The sequence below is a fragment of the Bradyrhizobium vignae genome, from assembly GCF_900324035.1.
GTDB classification, from domain to species: Bacteria; Pseudomonadota; Alphaproteobacteria; order Rhizobiales; family Xanthobacteraceae; genus Bradyrhizobium; species Bradyrhizobium vignae.
This window is the reverse complement of sequence record NZ_LS398110.1, coordinates 5,361,470-5,384,309: the sequence shown is the minus strand read 5'-3', so window position 1 is coordinate 5,384,309 and position 22,840 is coordinate 5,361,470. Positions and strand designations below refer to the sequence as shown.

The 22,840-nt window shown below is 64.2% G+C and carries 17 protein-coding genes; 9 read left to right on the top strand and 8 right to left on the bottom strand.

Features of this window, described 5'->3' with window-relative positions:
• Window positions 1-76 precede the first annotated feature (76 nt).
• From BRAD3257_RS26185 to BRAD3257_RS26170, 3 genes are all read left to right on the top strand, one after another.
• Window positions 77-1,768 (top strand): methyl-accepting chemotaxis protein, encoded by a 1,692-nt coding sequence (locus tag BRAD3257_RS26185; RefSeq protein WP_122404263.1) that lies wholly within the window; start codon window positions 77-79, stop codon window positions 1,766-1,768.
• A gap of 169 nt (window positions 1,769-1,937) precedes the next feature.
• Window positions 1,938-5,117, top strand: coding sequence for an efflux RND transporter permease subunit (locus BRAD3257_RS26175; protein ID WP_122404262.1), 3,180 nt, complete (start codon window positions 1,938-1,940; stop codon window positions 5,115-5,117).
• Entirely contained in the window at window positions 5,104-6,306 is a 1,203-nt protein-coding gene (locus tag BRAD3257_RS26170) for an efflux RND transporter periplasmic adaptor subunit (RefSeq protein WP_122404261.1), read from the top strand. Before BRAD3257_RS26175 ends, BRAD3257_RS26170 begins: the two co-directional genes overlap by 14 nt.
• A 199-nt stretch (window positions 6,307-6,505) precedes the next feature.
• On the opposite strand, the gene BRAD3257_RS26165 is transcribed toward BRAD3257_RS26170, so the two are convergent.
• Window positions 6,506-8,023, bottom strand: coding sequence for an acetyl-CoA acetyltransferase (locus BRAD3257_RS26165; RefSeq protein WP_122404260.1), 1,518 nt, complete (start codon window positions 8,021-8,023; stop codon window positions 6,506-6,508).
• 153 nt (window positions 8,024-8,176) lie between these two features.
• Entirely contained in the window at window positions 8,177-9,310 is a 1,134-nt protein-coding gene (locus BRAD3257_RS26160) for a nitronate monooxygenase (RefSeq protein WP_122406761.1), read from the bottom strand.
• Window positions 9,311-9,565: 255 nt separating this feature from the next.
• Here BRAD3257_RS26160 and BRAD3257_RS26155 point away from each other — a divergent pair, with 255 nt between their 5' ends.
• Both BRAD3257_RS26155 and yghU read left to right on the top strand, forming a co-directional pair.
• Window positions 9,566-11,221, top strand: coding sequence for a flavin-containing monooxygenase (locus tag BRAD3257_RS26155; protein WP_122404259.1), 1,656 nt, complete (start codon window positions 9,566-9,568; stop codon window positions 11,219-11,221).
• Between the two features lie 169 nt (window positions 11,222-11,390).
• Complete coding sequence (gene yghU / locus BRAD3257_RS26150) at window positions 11,391-12,263, top strand: glutathione-dependent disulfide-bond oxidoreductase (protein ID WP_122404258.1); 873 nt, start codon at window positions 11,391-11,393, stop codon at window positions 12,261-12,263.
• A 114-nt stretch (window positions 12,264-12,377) separates the two neighbouring features.
• Here yghU and BRAD3257_RS26145 read toward each other — a convergent pair whose 3' ends face one another.
• The 3 genes from BRAD3257_RS26145 to BRAD3257_RS26135 form a co-directional block, all read right to left on the bottom strand.
• The gene (locus BRAD3257_RS26145) at window positions 12,378-13,655 is read right to left on the bottom strand and encodes an acyl-CoA dehydrogenase family protein (protein ID WP_162500368.1); all 1,278 of its coding nucleotides are present in this window, start codon (window positions 13,653-13,655) and stop codon (window positions 12,378-12,380) included.
• Window positions 13,656-13,950: 295 nt separating this feature from the next.
• A complete protein-coding gene (locus BRAD3257_RS26140) occupies window positions 13,951-14,331 on the bottom strand; it encodes a VOC family protein (RefSeq protein ID WP_122404256.1) in 381 nt (126 codons plus the stop codon).
• Between the two features lie 110 nt (window positions 14,332-14,441).
• Window positions 14,442-15,221, bottom strand: coding sequence for an SDR family NAD(P)-dependent oxidoreductase (locus tag BRAD3257_RS26135; protein WP_122404255.1), 780 nt, complete (start codon window positions 15,219-15,221; stop codon window positions 14,442-14,444).
• A gap of 165 nt (window positions 15,222-15,386) precedes the next feature.
• On the opposite strand from BRAD3257_RS26135, the gene BRAD3257_RS26130 reads away from it, so the two are divergent.
• From BRAD3257_RS26130 to BRAD3257_RS26120, 3 genes are read left to right on the top strand one after another with little or no spacing between them, the layout of a single operon-like run.
• Window positions 15,387-16,175: an enoyl-CoA hydratase/isomerase gene (locus BRAD3257_RS26130; protein WP_100230120.1), complete on the top strand. Its 789-nt coding sequence runs from the start codon at window positions 15,387-15,389 to the stop codon at window positions 16,173-16,175.
• Window positions 16,172-17,158: a phosphotransferase family protein gene (locus BRAD3257_RS26125; RefSeq protein ID WP_122404254.1), complete on the top strand. Its 987-nt coding sequence runs from the start codon at window positions 16,172-16,174 to the stop codon at window positions 17,156-17,158. Before BRAD3257_RS26130 ends, BRAD3257_RS26125 begins: the two co-directional genes overlap by 4 nt.
• Before the next feature lie 3 nt (window positions 17,159-17,161).
• Entirely contained in the window at window positions 17,162-17,539 is a 378-nt protein-coding gene (locus BRAD3257_RS26120) for a DUF6285 domain-containing protein (RefSeq protein ID WP_122404253.1), read from the top strand.
• Between the two features lie 161 nt (window positions 17,540-17,700).
• Here BRAD3257_RS26120 and BRAD3257_RS26115 read toward each other — a convergent pair whose 3' ends face one another.
• Window positions 17,701-18,480 (bottom strand): enoyl-CoA hydratase-related protein, encoded by a 780-nt coding sequence (locus BRAD3257_RS26115; protein ID WP_122404252.1) that lies wholly within the window; start codon window positions 18,478-18,480, stop codon window positions 17,701-17,703.
• 211 nt (window positions 18,481-18,691) lie between these two features.
• Here BRAD3257_RS26115 and BRAD3257_RS26110 point away from each other — a divergent pair, with 211 nt between their 5' ends.
• Window positions 18,692-19,966, top strand: coding sequence for an acyl-CoA dehydrogenase family protein (locus BRAD3257_RS26110; RefSeq protein WP_122404251.1), 1,275 nt, complete (start codon window positions 18,692-18,694; stop codon window positions 19,964-19,966).
• A gap of 75 nt (window positions 19,967-20,041) precedes the next feature.
• On the opposite strand, the gene BRAD3257_RS26105 is transcribed toward BRAD3257_RS26110, so the two are convergent.
• Both BRAD3257_RS26105 and BRAD3257_RS26100 read right to left on the bottom strand, forming a co-directional pair.
• Window positions 20,042-21,619, bottom strand: coding sequence for a fatty acid--CoA ligase (locus BRAD3257_RS26105; protein ID WP_122404250.1), 1,578 nt, complete (start codon window positions 21,617-21,619; stop codon window positions 20,042-20,044).
• Window positions 21,620-21,896: 277 nt separating this feature from the next.
• Complete coding sequence (locus BRAD3257_RS26100; RefSeq protein ID WP_122404249.1) at window positions 21,897-22,769, bottom strand: SDR family oxidoreductase; 873 nt, start codon at window positions 22,767-22,769, stop codon at window positions 21,897-21,899.
• Between the last annotated feature and the right edge of the window lie 71 nt (window positions 22,770-22,840).

The following is a 22,840-nucleotide window of genomic DNA, read 5'->3' as shown; positions in this document are numbered from 1 at the left end:
ATGTCGGTGCCGCTCCTTTTAGTTGATTCGTAAAGTTTCCGGACGCGCCACCGCGTCAGCACAAAGAGACCCGATTATGCTCGCCACCATTTCCATCCGCGCCAAGATTATCAGTGTCGTGGCGTTCCTGCTGGTCGTGATGGCCGGCATGGGGCTGCTCGCCGTCATGAAGATGCGGACGATCAACGCCAACACCGTCGATATCACCACGAACTGGATGCCCAGCGTCCGCGTGATCGGCGACCTCCGTGCCGGCGTCATCACCTACCGCAACGTGATCCGCGAGCACATGCTGGCGGAGACACTGGAGGAAAAGCTTGCGGCCGAGAAAACCCTGGCAACAGTGGTCGAGGCGAACACGAAGTTCCGCAAGTCTTATGAGGGTATGATCGCCTCGCCCGAAGAGAGAGCACTGTACAGCGAGTGGTCGAAAAAGTGGGAAGAGTACAAGAATGGCACCCAGGAAGTCATGGCGCTGTCGCGCCGGGATGCCAACAAGATCCCGCACGACGCGCACGAGCTGGACAGCAAGACAGTCAACAAGATCGGGCTTGAGGCCGATGCCATCCTGGCCAAGGATATCGAGCTCAACACCAAGGGCGGTGATCAGGCCGCTGCGGATGCCGCCGATACCTTCTATTACGCCTTCATGCTGGTTGCGATCATCCTGGGCGCCGCCGTCATCTCCGGCATCAGTGTCGGCTTCTACCTCGTCCGCGACGTCTCCAGCGGCATCAATTCCATCATCCAGCCGATGCAAGCGCTCGGCAAGGGCGACCTTTCCGCCGAAGTCCCGCATCGCGGCGAGAAGACCGAGATCGGCGCCATGGCCGACGTGCTCCAGATCTTCAAGGAGGCGCTGATCGCCAAGAAGGCCGCGGACGAAGCCGCCGCGGCCGATGCCGAGGCCAAGATCGAGCGCGGCCGCCGCGTCGACAACATCACGCGCGAATTCGAAACGATGATCGGGGAGATCGTCCAGACCGTGTCGTCGGCCTCGAGCCAGTTAGAGGCCTCCGCCTCGACCCTGACTGCGACCGCCGACCGCTCGCAGCGGCTTGCGACCACGGTTGCCGGTGCTTCGGAGGAAGCCTCGACCAACGTGCAATCGGTGGCCTCGGCCACGGAGGAGATGGCGTCGTCGGTCGGCGAGATCAGCCGTCAGGTGCAGGAATCGGCGCGGATGGCGGGCGATGCCGTCGGCCAGGCGCGTGCCACCACCGAGCGCGTCAGCGAACTCTCCAAAGCCGCCTCGCGCATCGGGGATGTCGTCGAGCTGATCAACACCATCGCCGGCCAGACCAATCTCCTGGCGCTGAATGCCACCATCGAGGCGGCGCGCGCGGGCGAAGCCGGTCGCGGCTTCGCTGTCGTCGCCTCCGAGGTGAAGGCGCTAGCCGAGCAGACCGCGAAGGCGACCGGCGAAATCGGCCAGCAGATTTCCGGCATCCAGGCGGCGACCAACGACTCGGTCGGTGCGATCAGGGAGATTTCCTCGACCATCGAACGTCTGTCGGAGATCTCGTCGGCGATCGCGGCGGCGGTGGAAGAGCAGGGCGCGGCGACGCAGGAGATCGCCCGCAACGTGCAGCAGGCCGCGCAGGGCACCCAGCAGGTGTCGTCCAACATCACCGACGTTCAGCGCGGTGCGACCGAGACCGGCACAGCCTCCTCGCAGGTGCTGTCGGCGGCCCAGATGCTGTCGAACGATTCGAACCGGCTCAAGACCGAGGTCGGCAAGTTCCTCGCCAACGTCCGTGCGGCGTAGGACGCGCAGCTGCATGGCTGCGATGTAGATTCCGCAGTGCGGTAGCAGGGAAGTGAATGCGTGAAAGCCGCCGGAGGTTAGCGTTTCCGGCGGTGCTCAGGTAAAGGGGACGGAGGATCCCCGTGGGGGCGGATTCCGTATCCCTGCCTGACCTGGAATTTCCTGGCGCATGATTGCTCTGGTCCGTATTGCCCTGAGCCGGCCTTATACGTTCGTCGTGCTGGCGCTGCTGCTGCTGATCATCGGACCGCTCGCGGCGCTGCGGACCCCGACCGACATCTTCCCGGACATCCGCATTCCCGTGATCGGCGTGGTCTGGCAGTATACCGGGCTGCCGCCGGATCAGATGTCAGGCCGCATCACCACGCCCTTCCAGCGCGCACTGACGACCACCGTCAACGACATCGAGCACATCACGGCCAACTCCTACAACGGTTTTGGCATCATCAAGATCTTCTTCCAACCTAACGTCGACATCCGCACCGCCAACGCGCAGGTGACCGCGATTTCGCAGACGCTGCTCAAGCAGATGCCGCCGGGTGCGACGCCGCCCTTGATCCTGAACTACTCGGCTTCTACCGTACCGATCATCCAGGTGGCGTTGTCAGGTGAGGGGCTCACCGAGCAAAACCTCGCCGACATCGGCATCAACCAGCTTCGCACCCCGCTGGTCACCGTGCCTGGCGCTGCGATTCCCTATCCATTCGGCGGCAAGCAGCGCCAGGTCCAGATCGACCTCGATCCGACCGCGCTCCAGGCCCGCGGCCTGTCCGGCCAGGACGTCGCCAATGCGCTTGCCGCGCAAAACCTGATCACGCCGGTCGGCACCCAGAAGATCGGCCAGTTCGAATACAACATCCAGCTCAATAACTCGCCGCTTCGGATCGACGAGCTCGGCAACCTGCCGATCAAGACCGTCAACGGCGCCATGGTCTATGTGCGCGACGTCGCCACCGTGCGTGACGGCAATCCGCCGCAGACCAACATCGTCCATGTCGACGGCAACCGCTCGGTGCTGATGATGGTGCTGAAGGCGGGCGCGACCTCGACGCTCGATATCATCGCCGGCATCAAGCAGAAGGTCATCGACGTCAAGGATCAGTTGCCCGACGCGCTCAGAATCGGCTTCATCGGCGACCAGTCGGTGTTCGTCCGTGGCGCGATCGAGGGCGTCGCCTTCGAGGGCGTGATCGCGGCGCTGCTGACCAGCGTCATGATCCTGTTGTTCCTCGGTAGCTGGCGCTCGACCATCATCATCGCGGTCTCGATCCCGCTCTCGGTGTTGGGCGCCATCATCATGCTGTCGGCGATCGGCGAGACGCTGAACATCATGACGCTCGGCGGCCTCGCGCTTGCGGTCGGCATCCTCGTCGACGACGCCACCGTCACCATAGAGAACATCAACTACCATCTGGAGCAGGGCAAGCCGGTCGAGCAGTCGATCCTCGACGGCGCCAACCAGATCGTGACGCCGGCGTTCGTGTCGCTGCTCTGCATCTGCATCGTGTTCGTGCCGATGTTCTTCCTGACCGGCGTCGCGCGCTTCCTGTTCGTGCCGATGGCTGAAGCGGTGATGTTCGCGATGATCTGGTCGTTCATCCTGTCGCGCACTTTGGTGCCGACCATGGCGAACTACCTCCTGCAGGCGCATGTCCATCACGAGGGCGCTCCGCCGAAGTCGCGCAATCCTTTTGTCTGGTTCCAGCGCGGTTTCGAGGCACGGTTCGAGCGCGTCCGCGGCTTCTATCGCGGGCTGCTGGGCCTTGCACTGGCGCATCGCGCGGTGTTCGCGATCGGCTTCGTCTGCGTGGTCGGCGCGTCCTTCGCGCTGGTGCCGTTCCTCGGCCGGAATTTCTTTCCCGCGGTCGATGCCGGCAACATCCTGATGCATGTCCGCACGCAAGTGGGCACCCGCGTCGAGGAGACCGCCAATCAGCTCGCCGACGTGCAGAAAGCAGTCCGCAAGCTGATCCCCGGCGAGATCGAGACCATGACCGACAATATCGGCATGCCGATCTCCGGCATCAACATGACCTACAACAACACCGGCGTGATCGGCCCGCAGGACGGTGACATCCAGATCAAGCTGAAGGAAGGCCACAAGCCGACCGAAGAGCACGTCAAGGTGCTGCGTGAGCAATTGCCGCGGCTGTTCCCCGGCGTCAGCTTCGCGTTCCTGCCGGCCGACATCGTCAGCCAGATCCTGAATTTCGGCGCGCCGGCGCCGATCGACCTGCAAATCCGCGGCGCCAATCTCAGTGCCAACTTCGCCTATGCCAACAACCTGCTGGCCAAGGTCCGCAAGATTCCGGGCGTCGCCGATGCGCGCATCCAGCAGTCGCCGAACAATCCGACCTTCAACATCGATGTCGATCGCACCCGCGCGCAATATGTCGGCCTGACCGAGCGCGACGTCACCAACAGCCTCGTGGTCAATCTCGCCGGCTCCTCGCAGGTGGCGCCGACCTACTACCTCAATCCTGATAACGGCGTGTCCTACTCGATCGTGATGCAGACGCCGCAATACCAGATCGACTCGCTCAGTGCGCTGCAGACGCTGCCGATCACGGCTGCCGGCAATGCGCAGTCGCCGATCCTCGGCGGCATCGCCGACATCAAGCGTTCGACCTCGAGCGCGGTGGTGTCGCAATACGACATCCAGTCGATGGTGCAGATCTTTGCCACGACCTCGGGCCGCGACCTCGGCGCGGTCGCCGCCGACATCCGAAAAGTGATCGCCGACACCGCCAAGGAGGTTCCGAAGGGCTCGTCCGTGGTGCTGCTCGGCCAGGTGCAGACCATGAACAGCGCCTTCACCGGACTCTTGTTCGGCCTGCTCGGGGCCGTCGTGCTGATCTATCTCCTGATCGTCGTGAACTTCCAGTCGTGGTCCGATCCGTTCGTGATCATCACCGCGCTGCCGGCCGCGCTCGCCGGCATCGTCTGGATGCTGTTCACGACGGAGACCACCCTGTCGGTTCCGGCGCTCACCGGCGCGATCATGTGCATGGGCGTTGCCACCGCCAATAGCGTGCTCGTGATCTCCTTCGCGCGTGAGCGCTACGAGGAGCTCGGCGATCCCATCGCCGCCGCGCTCGAAGCCGGCTTCGTCCGGTTCCGCCCCGTCCTGATGACCGCGCTCGCCATGATCATCGGCATGGCGCCGATGGCGCTGGGGCTCGGCGAAGGCGGCGAGCAGAATGCGCCGCTCGGCCGCGCCGTGATCGGCGGCCTGATCTTTGCAACCTTCGCCACGCTGATGTTCGTTCCCGTGGTGTTCAGCATGGTCCACAAGAAACAAGGCGTCAAAGCCGCCGCCGCATTGGAGACTCCGCATGTCCCCCACTGAACCCCGCTCGGCGGTGTCGCACCGGAAACTGGGCATCTTCGGCGTGATGGCGTTGATTGCGGCGGGCCTTGTCGTCGGCACCGGCATCAGGGCCCGCGAGGAGCAGGGCATCAAGCTGAAAGAATGGACTGACGACCAGGCCGTTCCGAGCGTGGCGGTGACGCTGCCCAGCGCCAAGGACCTCAACGCCACCATCGATCTGCCGGGCCGATTGGAAGCCTACTACCGCGCGCCGATCTTCGCGCGCGTCTCGGGCTATCTGAAGAGCTGGAGTGCCGACATCGGTGCCCGTGTCAAAGCCGGCCAGGTGATTGCCGAGATCGAGGCGCCCGATCTCGATCAGCAGCTGCTGCAGGCGCGCGCCGACCTCGCCAGCCAGCAGGCCAGCGCCAGGTTGTCGGAGGCAACGCTCAACCGGCGCAAGACGCTGGTCGCCTCCAACTTCGTCTCGGCGCAGGAGATCGACGAACGCACCGCCGACCTCTCCAACAAGAAGGCGGCCGTCAATTCGGGGCAAGCCAATGTCGAGCGGCTGGAAGCGCTCGCCGGCTACAAGAAGATCACCGCGCCGTTCGACGGTGTCGTCACCGCGCGCGACACCGACGTCGGCGCGCTGATCAATGCCGGCGGCGGTTCGGGGCCGGCGATGTTCGTGATATCAGACATCACCAAGCTGCGCGTCTACGTCAACGTGCCCCAGAACTACGTGCCTGCGATCAAGATCGGCGCCAAGGCCACCATCACGCTGCCGGAATATCCAAACCGGACCTTCCAGGCGACGGTGGAGGCCTCCTCGCAGGCCGTCGATGTCGCCTCCGGCACCACGCGCATGCAGCTCGGGCTCGACAATTCCTCAGGCGAGCTGATGCCTGGCGGCTATGCCAGTGTGAAGCTGAACCTGCAGCATGACGCCGCGCCGCTCAGCATTCCCGCCAGCGCCCTGATCTTCAACGGCAGCGGCCTGCGTGTGGCCACCGTCGGCGCGGACGACAAGGTGCGGTTCAAAACGGTGGCGATCGCCCGCGATCTCGGCCGCGAGATCGAGCTGGCCTCGGGGATTACCGCGGATGACCGCGTCATCACCGCTCCGCCGGATGGCTTGTCGGATGGCGATCCGGTTCGCGTCGTTGGCGCCGGCGCCAAGGGCAAGCCGGCGACCGCGTCCGAGAAGCAGCCGCCGCGGAGCTAAGGCATGATCCGGAAAAGTGCGAAGCGGTTTTCCGGAAAGATCATGCGTAAACAACAAGCTAAAGCGCGATGACGATTCATCCAAATCTCATCGCGCTTTAGGTCAGTCCAGTGCCCGGGACGCAGCGCAGCATGAAATGATGCGCTGCTGCGCCGGGACCCATCTCTCTCCCAGCGGTACACGTTGCTGTCTGAGTCAGCTACGCCACCCGCCACTCCGGCACGCCATCCGCAGCCATCGCTACCTCACCGAGCGAGCCCACCGGCGTGCGATCCATGTCGAGCAGATGCGCCAGCGTCGCACTATCGCTCGCCGGAATCCGCGCCAGCGTACGCCGATCATCGGTCGTGCGCAGCATCACCACGCCATGCTCGACATCGCCGCCGCGGCCGTAGAGCACGGTAAAGCTCTCGACTTTGCCCTTGCCTGAGGCCTCCGTGACGAACTCCGGCACCGCGTGCTTGTTGCGGTCCGCTTCGCCTTGCACGCTCGTCTCCTGCGCCAGAGTCTCGCGGGGCGCCGTCTTCGACACCACCAGCGCGTGATGCTTGGTGACGAAGCCGCCCTGGCCGTAGAGCAGGCCGAGTCTTGCGCCACCGCGCACACGCCGCACCATCGCGCAGGCCGCATGCGTCATGTAGGTGTTGAGCGGAGCGCCAAAGAAGGTGAGGCCGCCGGTCACGGTCGGCTGCACGTCGGCAGAAAGGCCCAGCGTCCGCCGCGCCATCTTGGGTACGCACGGAAAGCAGCTGTAGAGCTCGATCGCGTCGAATTTCCTGCCGTCGCCGCCGGCGATGTCCATCACGCTTCTGAGCACCGCGTTCTGCGGATGGCTCTCGTAAAACTGGTCGCGCAACAGATAATCGCGCGGCTCTTCCGCCGAGGCGCCGCCGAGCGGATAGACCAGCTTATCTTGCGCGATACCGAGTGCCCGCGCCTTGGCAAGGCTCGTGAGCAGCAGGGCACCACCCATGTTGACGCTGGGATTGGCGACCATCAGCTTGTTATAGGGCCACGCGATCAGGCGGTTGTCGGCGGTCGGGGTCGTGATCTCCTCGGGCACATAGCGCCGCTTCAGCCAGGCATTGGGATTTTGTGCGGCGGCTTCCGAATAGCGCGACCACAGCGTGCCGGACTCCGCCATCGCCTCGCGCGGCGTCTGGCCCCAATGCGCAGCGGAGGCCGCCTCGTAGAAGGGATAGACCGTGACCGGGCGGAACACGCCGAGCTTCACCGCCAGCGGCTTCTGGAACGCCGCGCCGCGCTTGGGCTCCTCGACATCATGGGCGAACGGCGTCCATGGCAGCTTGACGCCGGCGCGCTCCGCCTTGGTCGCGGTCGACTGCGCCTCCGCGCCGCACACTGCGGCGACGCCGCATTCCCCGCGCGCGATGCGCTTGGACGCTTCGTGGACGTAGCGGACCGGACTCTCGCCGCCGACCGGGCCGTAATAGCAATGCGCGGGCGAGATGCCGAAGCGCTGCGCCAGGAGCTTCTCCGGATCGCGATAGCGCCAGCTCAGGAAGTTGACGACGTCGAGCGACTGCACCTCGCCGAGCAGCTTTGCGCCGGCATCAGCCTCGGCGCGCCGCAGTGCCTGTTCGAGCAGATCGAGCGGCTCGAGACCATCGGTGATCTCTTTCGGGCGGTCGACGATCTCGCCAATGCCGACGATGACGGGGATGCGGTCTTCGGAGATGGGGTTCTTGTCAGTCATAATCTCGATTCACGACGTTAGTTGCTTCGTCAATTGCGAGGAGCCCGCGACAAAATTGCGAAGCAATTCTGCGCTGGCGACGAAGCAATCCAGAAATGGATCCGCGGAGGCAGTCTGGATTGCTTCGCTGCCCTCGCAATGACGATGCAGTGACTACTGCGCCACCAGCGCATTCATGTGCTCGACGGCTTCGGCGAACTCTTCCTTGAACTCCTGCACCACGGCACCCGCCGATTTCACGCTGTCGATCAGGCCGACGCCCTGGCCGACGAAATAGCTGACGAGATCGCGCGCCTTGGCGTTGCCGCTCGCGGCGGCTCGGTCGATGGAATGGAAGGCGTCGCGGCTGATGATGCTCTGCAGCGGCATCGGCAGCGCGCCCGGGCTGTCCGGCGCGCGGTCCCAGGCATCGGTCCAGACCGAGCGGAGCTGCCGTGCCGGCTTGCCGGTGCGGCCCTTGGAGCGGACGGCGTCGCGGGAGGACGCCGCGATCATCTTCTCGCGGAAAATCTCCGTGGTCTCGGCCTCGACGGTGGCAAGCCACACCGAGCCGGTCCAGACGCCGGCCGCGCCCATCGCCATGCAGGCCGCCATCTGCCGTCCCGTCATGACGCCGCCGGCCGCCAGCACCGGCACGTCGCGAATGGGCTTGATGGCCTTGATCACCTCCGGCACCAGCACCATGGTTGAGACCTCGCCGCAATGGCCGCCGGCCTCGGTGCCCTGCACCACGAGGATGTCGACGCCGGCCGCGACCTGGCGCAGCGCGTGCTCCTTGGCGCCGACCAGCGCCGCGACGGGGACGCCGCGCGTCTTGCCCATTTCGATCATCGCCTTCGGCGGCACGCCCAGCGCATTGGCGATCAGCCGGATCGGATGATTGAAGGAGACCTCCAGCAGCTGAAGCGCGGTCTTCGCATCGAACGGTTGCGGCTGGTTGTCCGTGACGTCGGTGGTGGTCAGTTCGATGTCGTACTTCTTCAGGAGATTTCGCGTGTAATCGCGGTGCTCTTGCGGCACGCGCGTTTCCAGTCTCTTCCAGGTGACGTCCTTCTCACCCGCGGTCGAGATGTTTTCGGGGATCAGCACATCGATGCCATAAGGCTTGCCATCGACGTGATCGTCGATCCACCTCAGCTCGCGCTCGAGCGTATCAGGCGTGTGCACGGTCGCGCCGAGCACGCCGAAGCCGCCGGCGCGGCTGACGGCGGCGACGACATCGCGGCAATGGCTGAAGGCGAGCAGTGGGAATTCGATACCCAGCATGTCGCAGATCGGCGATTTCATGGTTCTCTCCCGGCAGCAGCCTTCCGCGTTGCTGTTGTTGCTTTGCTTGCGAAGGCCCCGCGACGCTAGCCCATCGTCGCCCGCGATGCCAATCCGGATTTGGCGGCGCATCTTGCGTACAGGCGCCACGAAGCGGATGAGCCATTCCGCTCTACAAAATAAGCAGCCCAGAGCCTGCCGATTTGCCTCTTGCGCTTTCGAGGACGAAAGCAAATGCTGGCGTACAACAACAGAAAAATCAGGGAGCGCCAATCAATGTCGTCAGCGCAATCGAACCCCGCCCGCGCCGCCGAGGCCTACGATGTGGTCGTCGTCGGCGCCGGCTTTGCCGGCATGTACATGCTGCATCGCTTGCGCGGGCTCGGCTTCTCCGCACGCATATACGAGCAGGGCGGCGGCGTCGGCGGCACCTGGTATTGGAACCGCTATCCCGGCGCGCGCTGCGACGTCGAGAGCATGCAATATTCCTACTCGTTCTCCGAAGAGCTCCAGCAGGAATGGGACTGGAGCGAACGCTACGCGCCGCAACCGGAGATCCTGAAATACGCCAATCACGTCGCCGATCGCTTCGATCTGCGTCGCGACATCCAGTTCAACACCCGGGTCGAGCGCGCTGTGTTCGACGAACGCGCGGAGCGCTGGTCGGTGACGATCTCCGACGGAAAGACCGTTCAAGCGCAGTTCGTCGTGCTTGCCACGGGCTGCCTTTCGAATGCACGCAAGCCCGACATCAGGGGGCTCGAAGATTTCAAGGGGCCCGTCTACCACACCGGCAACTGGCCGCATGAAGAGGTCGACTTCACGGGCCTGCGCGTCGGCCTGATCGGCACGGGATCATCGGGCATCCAGTCGGCACCCGTCATCGCCGAGCAGGCGAAGCATCTCACCGTGTTCCAGCGTACAGCCAATTTCTCCGTTCCGGCCCGCAACGCCGCGCTGACCGCTGAGGAACGCAGCGCGTTCCGCAGGAACTATCCCGAAATCCGTCGCTTCGCCCGCGTGGTCGCCCGCAATGGCATCTATGCCGCGCAGCCGGATCGTGGCGCGCTCGATGACGACGACGATGTCAGGCGCGCAAAGTATTCGGCGCGCTGGGAGCGCGGCGGGCTCACCTTCATGTACGCCTATAACAATCTCGCCCTCGACCGGGCCGCGAACGACACCGCGGCGGATTTCGTGCGCGGCAAGATCGCCGAGATCGTGAAGGACCCTGAGACCGCAAAGCTGCTTCAGCCGAACAGCCATCCGATCGGCACCAAGCGCATCTGCGTCGACACCGACTATTTCGCAACCTTCAACCGTTCCAACGTCTCGCTGGTCGACATCAAGATCAATCCGATTCAAGAGATCACCGCAAACGCCGTGCGCGTCGCGGGGAAGGACCACGAGGTCGATGCGCTGGTGCTTGCGACGGGGTTCGACGCGATGACCGGCTCCGTCGCCAGGATCGACATTTTGGGTCGTGGCGGGCAGACGCTGAAGCAGAAATGGGCGGGAGGTCCAAAGACCTATCTCGGCCTGATGAGCGCGGGCTTTCCGAACCTCTTCATCATCACTGGCCCGGGCAGCCCCTCGGTCCTGTCGAACATGATCGTGTCGATCGAGCAGCATGTCGACTGGATCGCAGACGGCCTCGTCCACATGCGCAAGCAGCGCCTCGCGACGATGGAGGCGGGCAGGGAAGCCGAGGAGAGATGGGTGGCGCATGTCAACGAGATCGCCCACGGCACGCTCTATCCGCAGGCCAATTCCTGGTACATGGGGGCCAACGTCCCCGGCAAGCCGCGCATCTTCATGCCCTATATCGGCGGCGTCGGCGTTTACCGGCGGATCTGCGAGGAGGTCGCCGCGAAGGGATATGAAGGATTTGTGATGAAGCACGAGGAGCAGCCGCAAGCCGCGGCGTCCTAGGTGGCGCCGTCATTCCGGGCTCGCCCTGCGGGTGCCCCGAAATGAGATGGGGGAGGGGTGCCATGACAAAACGTGGAGTTGGCCCATCCGACAATGCATTTCGGCGCCCTTGTCATCGGCCGTTCGCGGGCTAATTAATGCAGGCGCATCTTTCCGCCGGAGCCCTTGCATGACTGACACCCCTTACGTGCCGCCCAAAGTCTGGACCTGGAACAAGGAGAATGGCGGGCAGTTCGCCAACATCAACCGGCCCATTGCCGGCCCCACCCATGACAAGGAGCTGCCGGTCGGCAAGCATCCCCTCCAGCTCTATTCGCTGGCGACGCCGAACGGGGTGAAGGTGACCGTGATGCTGGAGGAACTCCTGGCGCTCGGCCACAAGGGGGCCGAGTACGACGCTTGGCTGATCAGGATCGGCAACGGCGAACAGTTCGGCAGCGGCTTCGTCGACATCAATCCGAATTCCAAGATTCCAGCGCTGATGGATCGTTCCGGCCCCGAGCCGATCCGTGTGTTCGAGTCCGGCTCGATCCTCCTCTACCTCGCCGAGAAGTTCGGCGCCTTCCTGCCGAAGGACATCAAGACCCGCGCCGAGGCGATGTCCTGGCTGTTCTGGCAGATGGGCAGCGCGCCCTATCTCGGCGGCGGTTTCGGCCATTTCTACGCCTATGCGCCGACCAAGATCGAATATGCCATCGACCGTTTCGCGATGGAAACCAAGCGCCAGCTCGACGTGCTCGACCGGCGCCTTGCCGACAACGAATATCTCGCGGGCAAGGAGTACACCATCGCCGACATGGCGGTGTGGCCCTGGTATGGCGCGCTCGCCAAGGGGCTGGTCTATGGCGCCGGCGAATTCCTCTCGGTACAGGACTACAAGAACGTGCAGCGCTGGACCGACCAGATCGCCAAGCGTCCGGCGGTGAAGCGCGGCCGCATGGTCAACCGCATCTCCGGCGACCCCGCCAGCCAGCTCCATGAGCGTCACGACGCATCCGATTTCGAGACCAAGACGCAGGACAAGCTCGCGCCCGCGATGTAGTTCGAACGGTGTAAGGTGGGCAAAGCGAAAGCGTGCCCACCACTTCTTGCGAGGTCACGGTGGTGGGCACGGCGCGAAGAGCGCGCCTTTGCCCACTCTACGGCACCTCGTGACTCACGCCATGCTCAGCTCGTGGCGTCCGACCACCATCCAGTGCACCTCGTCCGGACCGTCGGCGAAGCGCAGGTGCCGCACGTCCTGGTACATCTCCGCGAGCGGGGTCCAGTGCGAGATGCCGGTGGCGCCGTGCATCTGGATCGCCTGGTCGATGATCTTGCAGGCGCGCTCCGGCACCATGGCCTTGACCATGGAGACCCAGACGCGAGCCTCCTTGTTGCCGAGCACGTCCATCGCCTTCGCCGCCTTCAGCACCATCAGCCGCATCGCCTCGATCTCGCAGCGCGCCTGCGCGATGATCTGCATGTTGCCGCCGAGATGGGCGATCTTCTTGCCGAAGGCTTCGCGGGTGAGGCCTCGCTGCACCATGAGGTCGAGCGCCTTCTCGGCCTTGCCGATGGTGCGCATGCAGTGATGGATACGTCCCGGGCCGAGGCGGAGCTGCGAGATCTCGAAGCCGCGGCCTTCGCCGAGCAGGATGTTCTCCTTCGGGACGCGCACATTGTTGAAGCGCATGTGCATGTGGCCGCGCGGGGCATGATCCTGGCCGAACACGTACATGGGGCCGAGCACCTCGACGCCGGGCGTGTCGCGCGGCACCAGGATCTGCGACTGCTGCTTGCTCGGCGGCGCGTCCGGATTGGTCTTCACCATCACGATGAGGATCTTGCAGCGGGGATCGCCGAGACCCGAGATGTAGTACTTCTCGCCGTTGATGACCCATTCGTCGCCGACGAGCTTCGCGGTGGTCGAGATGTTCTTGGCGTCGGAGGAAGCGACGTTCGGCTCGGTCATGACATAGGCCGAGCGGATTTCGCCGTTGAGCAGCGGCTTCAGCCACTTCTCCTTCTGCTCCTCGGTGCCGACGCGCTCCAGCACCTCCATGTTGCCGGTGTCGGGCGCCGAGCAGTTCATGGTCTCCGATGCCAGCGGGCTCTTGCCGAGCTCGGCGGCAATGTAGGCGTAATCGAGATTCTTCAAGCCCTGGCCGGTCTCGTCATCGGGCAGGAAGAAGTTCCAGAGGCCTTCCTGCTTGGCCTTGTTCTTGGCCTTCTCCAGCACCTCGAGCTGCTTCGGCGTAAAACTCCAGCGATCCTCCTTGCCTTCGCCCGCCTTGGCGAACTCGATCGACATCGGCTCGACGGTGTCGCGGATGAACTTCTTGACGTGGTCATAGAGCGGCCGGACCTGGTCCGACATCCTGAGGTCGTTGAGTTCGTCGCCGGGATTGAGCGTGTAATTGGTGGTGCGGGGAATGTAGGTGTGTTTTGTCATTGTTCCTCCCGGGGACGCTGAGATCGTTCTGGGCGCAAGAATAGTCGCAGCGCTGCCAAAGTGCGAGCGCGCATTTTGCGCGCAAGCCATGCCATGCGATGGAATATCGCGAGGACGTTTGAAATGTTGTTTGAATGGGGCGGCGTAGGGAAGCGGCAGGTCCGCGCCTCACTCTCCGCTGTCATCGCCCGACTTGATCGGGCGATCCAGTACTCCGAAACGGCAGCGATTGAACCGAGAAGCTGCGGCGTACTGGATTCCCCGCCTCCGCGGGGAATGACGGCATCCTGAGCGATCAGTTCGCCATCCGATGCATCGCGCAGATCTTGTTGCCGTCGAGGTCGCGCAAGTAAGCGAGATAGAGCTTCACTCCGGAGCCCTCCCGGATGCCGGGCGGATTTTCGATCGGCGTTCCACCAGCGGCGACGCCCGCGGCGTGCCATCTGTCGACCTGCTCAGGCGAATTGGCGGCAAAGCCGATGGTGCCGCCGTTGGCGCAGGTCGCTGGCTCGCCATTGATCGGCTTCGACACCGAGAACACGCCGGTCTTGGTGATATAGAAAATGCGATGGCCGTCGACCTTGGCTGGCCGCACCTCGAGCGTGCCCAGCAGTTGGTCGTAGAACGCCTTGGCTTTGTCGAGGTCGTTGGTGCCGACCATGATGTGCGAGAACATTTGCCCATTCCCTCAGTGTTGTAGCCCGGATGGAGCGCAGCGAAATCCGGGTCTTGCCTCACGGTTACGCCGGTCCCGGATTGCGCTGCGCTCCATCCGGGCTACGAAAATCAAAACGCCGTATAGCCGCCGTCGATCACGAACGTATCCGCCGTGTGATACGACGACGCCTTGCTCATCAGATACACCGCGATGCCGCCGAAATCGGAGGCTTCGCCGAAGCGCCGCATCGGAATCCGCGGCATCACGTTGGCGACGAACTTGTCGTTGGCCATGAGCCCTGCGGTCATGTCACTCTTGATCCAGCCTGGCAGGATCGCATTGGCGGTGACGCCGTAACGCGCCAGCTCGACCCCGAGTGCGCGCACCAGCGCGTTGATGGCGGCCTTGGTCGCGGCATAATGCTCGTTGCGCGCCGTGCCGAAGATCGAGGCGAGGCTCGAGGTCGCGACCAGCCGGCCGAAGGGATCGCCTGCATTGGCGCGATCGGTCATGTGTTTCGCCGCGGCCTGGAACGCGTGGAACACGCCATCGAGATTGGTCGCGAACATCGTGCGCCATTCCTCCTCGGTGCGCTCGATGAAGGCGCGCCGGCCGCCGCCACCGATGCCAGCATTGGCGAAGCAGCCGTCGACGCGGCCGTAGGTGTCGAGCGTCGCCTTCATCGCCGCATTGACCGAGGCCGGATCGGTGACGTCGCAGACGCGGGTGTCGACCTTGCCGGCAAGGTCGGCCAGGCTCGCGGCGGCACTCTTGTTCTTGTCGGGATTGCGGCCCCAGATCGAGACGTTGCAACCCTGGGTCGCAAGCGCCTGCGCGATGCCGAGCCCGATGCCGCCGTTGCCGCCGGTGATCACGGCGACGCGGCCGGAGAGGTCGAAAATGGTCATGGCGCGTTTCCTTTTTTTGGTCTGCGGCCCGTCAGCCGCTGCGCGCAAGATTGCTTGCTATGCTCTGATCACCATGGACAAGACCGCGACAAAAATCAAATATGCACTCCGGCAAAAACTAATTCCGGTCTGCGAAACATCGCGGCCGCAACTGACGAGGAAACAATGCAGTTCAAACACGTCACGCTCGATTTCGATGGCTCGGTCGCGATCCTCAAGCTCGACCATCAGGAGGTGATGAACGCGGTCTCCGTGGATATGCTGGGAGGTCTCGCCGAAGCGCTCGACGCGATCGAAGAGAAGAAGGACGAGGTGCGCTGCGTCGTCTTGACCGGCGCGGGCCGCGCGTTCTGCACCGGCGCGAATCTTCAAGGCCGCAACAACCAGTCGAAGAAGACCAAGGCCGGCCTGACGCTCGAGACGGGTTTTCACCCCTTCCTGCGCCGCATCCGCAACCTGCACTGCCCGATCGTCACCGCGGTCAACGGCCCGGCTGCCGGCGCCGGCATGAGTTTCGCGCTGCTCGGCGACATGATTTTGTGCGCGCGTTCCTCCTACTTCCTGCAAGCCTTCCGCCGCATCGGCCTCGTGCCGGACTGCGGCTCGACCTGGCTCCTGCCGCGTCTCGTCGGCCGCGCGCGCTCGATCGAATTGTCGCTGATGGGCGAGCGGCTGCCGGCCGAGAAGGCGCTGGAGTGGGGCCTCGTCAACCGCGTCTATGACGACGGCGTGCTGATGGAGGAGGCGATGAAGCTCGCACGCGAACTCGCCAGCGGCCCCACGGTCGCGCTGTCACTGATCCGCAAGCTCTATTGGGACAGCCCGGAAAACTCATTCGAGGATCAGCTCAATCTCGAATTCCAGTGCCAGCTCCGCGCCGGCGACACCCAGGATTTCCGCGAGGGCGTCGGCGCGTTCCTGGAGAAGCGTCCCGCGCAGTTCAAGGGCAAATGATCGAGGCGGAGCTCTCGCGCAGCGTCGCGCGCTGGTGCCCGGGCGCGACCGGCGTCACAGGCGCCGCAAAACTGTCCGGCGGCGCGAGCCAGGAGACCTGGCGCTTCGACATCGTGCATCCCGATGGTCCGATCGGTGCGATCCTGCGCCGCTCGCCGAAGGGCTATGGCGCCGCACCGACGCGTGCAGCGGGCCTTGGTGCTGAAGCGCAGCTGATGCAGCTCGCCTATGAGGCCGGCGTGCCGTCCCCGCGCGTGATGCATGTGCTCACGCCGGAGGACGAGCTCGGCACCGGCTTCATCATGCAGCGTGTCGAGGGCGAGACCATCGCGCGCAAGATTCTTCGCGATGAGGAGTACGCGGCGGCGCGGCCGCTTCTCGCGCGGCAGATCGGCGGCATTCTCGCTGGCCTCCACAGGCTGCCGCAAGACGAATTGCCTGCGCTGCGCAGCCGGGGGGCGACACAGGAGATCGGCGAGTTCGAGCGCGACTATCGTAGCCTGAACTGGCCCAAGCCCGTGTTCGAGCTGGCACTGCGCTGGCTGCGCGACCACGATCCCGGTCCCGCGGCCGAGACCACGCTGGTGCACGGCGATTTCCGCAACGGCAATCTCATCATCGGCTCGGACGGCGTTCGCGCGGTGCTCGACTGGGAGCTCGCTCATCTCGGCGATCCCATGGAGGATCTCGGCTGGGTCTGCGTCAATTCCTGGCGCTTTGGCGAGATCGACAAGCCGGTCGGTGGGTTTGGCACGCGCGAGGAATTGTTCGCGGGCTATGAGGCCGCAGGCCGCAAGGTCGATCCGGCGCGCGTAAAATTCTGGGAAGTGATGGGGACGCTGCGCTGGGGCATCATGTGCGGCGGCATGATGCAACGGTTTCGCGAAGGGCCGGACCATTCCATGGAGCGCGCCATGATCGGCCGCCGCGCCTCGGAGACCGAGATCGATCTGTTGCGGCTCTTGGCGCCGCGCGGGAGCTGACGCATGCAGGATGAACCGACGCCCATCGAGCTGACGAAAGCAGTCGCCGATTTCCTCCGGAGCGACATCACGCCGCTGATTTCCGGCCACCAGGCCTTCAAGCTGCGCGTCGCCATCAACATCCTCGAGCTCGTCACGCGGCAGCTGACGCGGGAGAAGGAGAGCGACGCTGCGGAGGTGGAGCGCCTGCGTACGCTGCTTGGCATCGACGGCTCGGTCACCGAGCTCAACCGCGCGCTCGCCGAGCGCATCGCCCAAGGCGAGGTTGATCTGACAACGCCCGGTCTCGCCGAGCATCTGTGGGCGACCACGATGGACAAGCTCGCCGTCGATCAGCCGAATTATGCGTCCTACAAGCGGGAGCTGTCTCGAGGCGGGTAGGCGGCGCCTCAACCTCCGCCGTCATCGCCCGCGAGGGCCGGCGATCCAGTATTCCAGAGACCGCAGCGAGATACGGAGAAGCCGCGGCGCACTGGATGCCCCGGTCAAGCCGGGGCATGACACAGATGGTGTCGGGCGTCTCATCGTGAGGAGCGGAGCCGCTACTTCCCGACCCATTTCGGCGGCCGCTTCTCCGCAAACGCTTTCGGACCCTCGATATAGTCCTGCGAGGCCACCATTGCCTTGACCGCCGGATACTCCCGCTGCTCGGCGATCGCCTGCTCCAGCGACACGCCAAGCCCACGCTGGATGGCCTGCTTCGAGGCCCGGATCGACATCGGCGAGTTCTTGGCGATCATCTCGGCCCAGCGCAGCGCGGCGTTGAGCGCCTCGCCCTGTGGCACCACCTCATTGACGAAGCCGAGCTCAAGACCTTCCTTTGCGCTGACATGGCGCGCGGTGAGGATCATGCCCATGGCGCGCTTGAGGCCGATCTGCCGCGGCAGACGGTGCAGGCCGCCGGCGAGTGCGGCGAGGCCGACGCGCGGCTCGGGCAGCGCGAAGGTTGCGTTCTCCGCGGCGATGATGAGGTCGCAGGCCAGTGCGATCTCGAAACCGCCGCCCATGGCAACGCCGTTCACTGCGGCGATGATCGGCTTGTCGCAGTCGAAGCGCGAGGTGAGGCCGGCAAAGCCGCCCTTGTCCCAGCCGCGCTTGCCGCCGGCGGCCTGCCATTTCAGATCGTTGCCGGCGCAGAACGCCTTGTCGCCGCTGCCCGTGACGATCGCGATCCACTGCTCGGGATCGGCGGAGAAATCGTCGAACACTTTTTGCAGCTCGAAATGCGCATCGGTATGCAGCGCGTTGTAGACCTCGGGCCGCGACAGCGTCACGATCGTGATCGGTCCCTTGCGTTCCACCTTGGAAAAGTTCAGCTCCATCGCGCGGCTCCCGCATTTTCTTGTGAAGGAATATCGGCGTCATACTAGCGCGCGTCGCCGCTCGAGCACCATCGAATTGCGTAGGTGCGCCTTGCGCCGCCGGCACGTCTCGGCTCGCTTGACTTGGCGAGGCTCTTCTCACCTTAATCATGCGAAGCAAAGACGCGCCTAGCGCCTCAACGCAAAACGAAAATCAATCCGGGAGAGAACCGTGGATTTCTCATTGCCTGCCGATCTCGTCGCTTATCTCGGAGAGCTCGACCGTTTCATCGAACGCGAGATCAAGCCGCTGGAGAAGGCCGAGGACAACATCCGCTTTTTCGATCATCGCCGCGAATGGGCGCGCACGGATTTCGAGAATGGCGGTCTGCCGCGGCATGAATGGGAAGCGCTGCTGCGCAAGGCCAAGGATCTCGCCGACGCCGCCGGCCATCTGCGGTTCCCGGTGCCGAAGCAATATGGTGGGAAGGACGGCTCCAACCTCTGGATGGCCGTGATCCGCGAGCATTTTGCCGCAAAGGGCCTCGGCCTGCACAACGATCTCCAGAACGAGCACTCGATCGTCGGTAACTTCCCCGTCGTCACCATGCTCGACCGTTACGGCCGCGACGACCAGAAGGCGATGATCGACGGTTCGATCAGGGGCAAGTACCGCATCACCTTTGGCCTCACCGAGCCGCATCACGGCTCGGACGCCACCCACATGGAGACGCGCGCGGTGCCGGCCACGCGCGACAACGTCAAGGGCTGGATCATCAACGGCGAGAAGATGTGGACCACCGGCATGCACGTCGCCACCCATTGTGCGCTGTTCGCGCGCACCGGCGGCAATGACGGCGATGCCCGCGGCATCACCTGCTTCCTGGTGCCGGCCAAGAGCCCCGGTGTGAAGGTCGAGGAATACATGTGGACCTTCAACATGCCGACCGACCATCCGCGCGTCAGTTTCACCGATGTGTTCGTGCCCGAGGATGCGCTGTTCGGCGAGGTCGGCCGCGGCCTCTCCTTGGCGCAATGTTTCGTGCACCAGAACCGCATCCGCCAGGCCGCGAGCTCGCTGGGAGCGGCCGTCTACTGCATCAACGAGAGTGTGAAATACGCCCGAGAACGAAAACCGTTCGGCAAGGCGCTCGCGGAAAACCAGGCGATCCAGTTCCCGTTGGTCGAGCTCGCCACCCAAGCCGAGATGCTGCGCCTGTTGATCCGCAAGACCGCTTGGGAGATGGACCAGCTCACCGAGGAGCAGATCGAGCGCACGCTCTCCGACCGCGTCTCGATGTGCAACTACTGGGCAAACCGCCTCTGCTGCGAATCCGCCGACCGGGCGATGCAGGTCCATGGCGGCATGGGCTACTCACGCCACAAGCCGTTCGAGCACGTCTACCGCCATCACCGCCGCTATCGCATCACCGAGGGCAGCGAGGAGATCCAGATGCGGAAAGTGGCGGGTTTCTTGTTCGGCTATATGGGGCCGGGGAAGCATTAGCGTCATTGCGAGCGCAGCGAAGCATCCAGAAATGTTGCCTCGGAGGGACTTGGGATTGCTTCGCTCGCAGCGGGGCTAATTCACCCGTCGATCCTTCCCCGCCCAATACGGCTCGCGCAACTGCCGCCGCAAAATCTTGCCGCTCGGATTGCGCGGCAGCGCCGGCAGGAACTCAACGCTCTTCGGCGTCTTGTAGCCGGCGATGCGCGTCCGGGTGAAATTGATGATGTCGGTGGCAGTCGCCTGTTTGCCGGGCTTCATCACCACGACGGCCTTCACCGCTTCGCCCCATTTGTCGTCGGGCACGCCGATCACGGCAGCTTCCGCGATATCAGGATGATCGCACAGCGCGCTCTCGACCTCGGCGGGGTAGATGTTCTCGCCGCCGGAGATGATCATGTCCTTGATGCGGTCGTGGATGTAGAGGTAGCCGTCCTCGTCCATGTAGCCGGCATCGCCCGTGCGCAACCACCCGTCACTGCGCAGCGTCGCAGCGGTGGCCTCCGGCAAATTCCAGTAGCCGACCATATTGGAGCCCGAGCGCGTCGCGATCTCGCCGACCTGGCGCGGCGGCAGCGGCTTGCCGTCGGCGTCCAGAATCGCGATCTCGACGCCCGGCAGGGCCTTGCCGGCCGAGCGCATCCGCTCCAGCCCCTCGACATGGTCCTCAGGCGGCAGCGCGACGATGGTGCCGGTCGTCTCGGTCATGCCGTACAGCTGCACGAAGTCGCATTTGAACACCTCGATGCACTCCTTCAGCAGCGCCGCCGGGATCGGCGAGGCGCCGTACAGCATGTATTTCAGCCGCGAGAAGTCCATCGTCTTGGCCCGCGGCTGCCGCACCACGAACTGCATCGCCGCCGGCACCATGAACAGTTTTGTGATGCCCGACTGCTCGAAGAAATCCAAAACCTTGGTGGGGTCGAACTCGCGCGCGATCACGCCGCGGGCGCCGTGATAGAGCCCCATCACGCCCCAGCCTGAGCCGCCGATGTGGAAGATCGGCATCGCTACCAGCGAGACGTCGTCGGTCGACCACCGGTTCCACTCCGGCTTGTCCTCGGCATTGCCTGTCTGCATGAGGTTGAGGAAGTTCGCGTGGCTCAGCATCGCGCCTTTCGGCTTGCCTGTGGTGCCCGAGGTGTAGAGCTGGATCGCGATGTCCTTCGTGTCGATCGGCACTTTTGGATCGTCGCCGCTCTGTGCATCGCGCCACGCCGTAAAATCCCGCCACTCCGGCGCGCCGCCCTCGGTGGTGATGACGGTGCGCACGCCCGGTATCTGATCCCTGATCTGGCGAACCTGTGTGATGAACTCCGGCCCGACGAACAGCACTGGCGCCTTGCAATCCGAAACGATGAAAGCGACCTCGGGCCCCGCGAGCCGCCAGTTCACCGGCGCCATCACCACACCGGCCTTGATCGCGCCCAACAGCAGCTCGAAATAGAGATCGCTGTTCTTGCCGAGATAGGCGACGCGATCACCCTTCTTCAAGCCCATTGCAATCAGCGCGTTGGCAACCTTGTTCGTTTTGATGTCGAACTCGGCAAAGCTGGTGAGGCGGCCCTCGAACTCGTAGGCGATGGCATCGCCGCGGCTGTTGGCGCGCTCACGCACCATGTCGGCGAGGTCAGCCAGTTTCTGTGTGGACATGTTTCTCCCGTGACGTTTTGCTTTTATTGCGGGGGAGTTTGGCGGCATCTGTGGGTGAAGACAAGGTGGGGAGCCCCGCGGTCGTCCCGGACAAGCGCAGCGAAGCGGAGCGCAATCCGGGAGCCATAGCCCCTAAACGCAATTTGGCGAAGACTGGTCATTGCCAATCTTCGCCAAGCTAACTTCTGTGGTTATGGGTCCCTGCGTTCGCGGGGATGACAGGTGAGGGTGGCGTGAGGGGGCGTCAGCTCCTCACGCCTTCATTCGGGCGACACAACTAGCCCCGCTTCGCCCGGTCCTTTTCGTTCTGCGCCATGATGCTCTCGCGCGCGGTCTTCCAGTCCTCGTCGCTCCAGTCGCGCAGCTGGTAGAAATTGCCGCCCATGGCCAGCGCCTGGGCGCCGTCCATGGCGATGGTCTCGCCGTTGATCCAGTTGCAGCCGCCTGAGATCAGGAACACCGCGAGGTTCTGCAATTCCTCCATGGTGCCGACGCGGCCCATCGGGTTCATCGCCTTGGTGCGCGCGCCGGCCTCGTCACCCGGCTTGATGCGTTTGCTCATGCCCTCGGTCGGGATCTCGCCGGGGGCAATCGTGTTGAGGCGGATGCCGTAGCGGCCCCATTCGGTCGCCAGCGACATCGTCATGGCGTGGATCGCCGACTTGCTCATCGCTGACGGCACCACATAAGGCGAGCCGTTGCGCACCCAGGTCACGGTGATCGACACGACGTTGCCCGGCTGCTTCAAGGCGATCCAGCGCTTGCCGACCGCATGCGTCACATAGAACGTGCCGTGCATGACGATATTGGCGACCGCGTCGAACCCGCGCGGCGAGAGCTCCTCGGTGCGGGAGATGAAGTTGCCGGCGGCGTTGTTGATGAGGTCGGTGAGGGGGCCATCGCGGAAGATGGTCTCGATCATCTCCTCGACCGCGAGCGCATTGCGGATGTCGACGCCGTGGCTGGTGACGCGGCCGCCATAGAGATCCATCAGCTCGGTCGCGGTCTCGTCGCACACGATCTTGCGTCGGCCGCAGATGTGCACCTCGGCGCCGAGCTGGAGGAAGCGCGCCGCCATCGACTTGCCGAGACCGGTGCCGCCGCCGGTCACGAGAATGCGCCGGCCGGCCAGAAGATTTTCCTTGAACATGGCTGTTTCCCCCGTAGGGATTGTCAGTTAATTGGTCGATTGACTAAATCCGGCCTCCAGCGTCCTGTAAA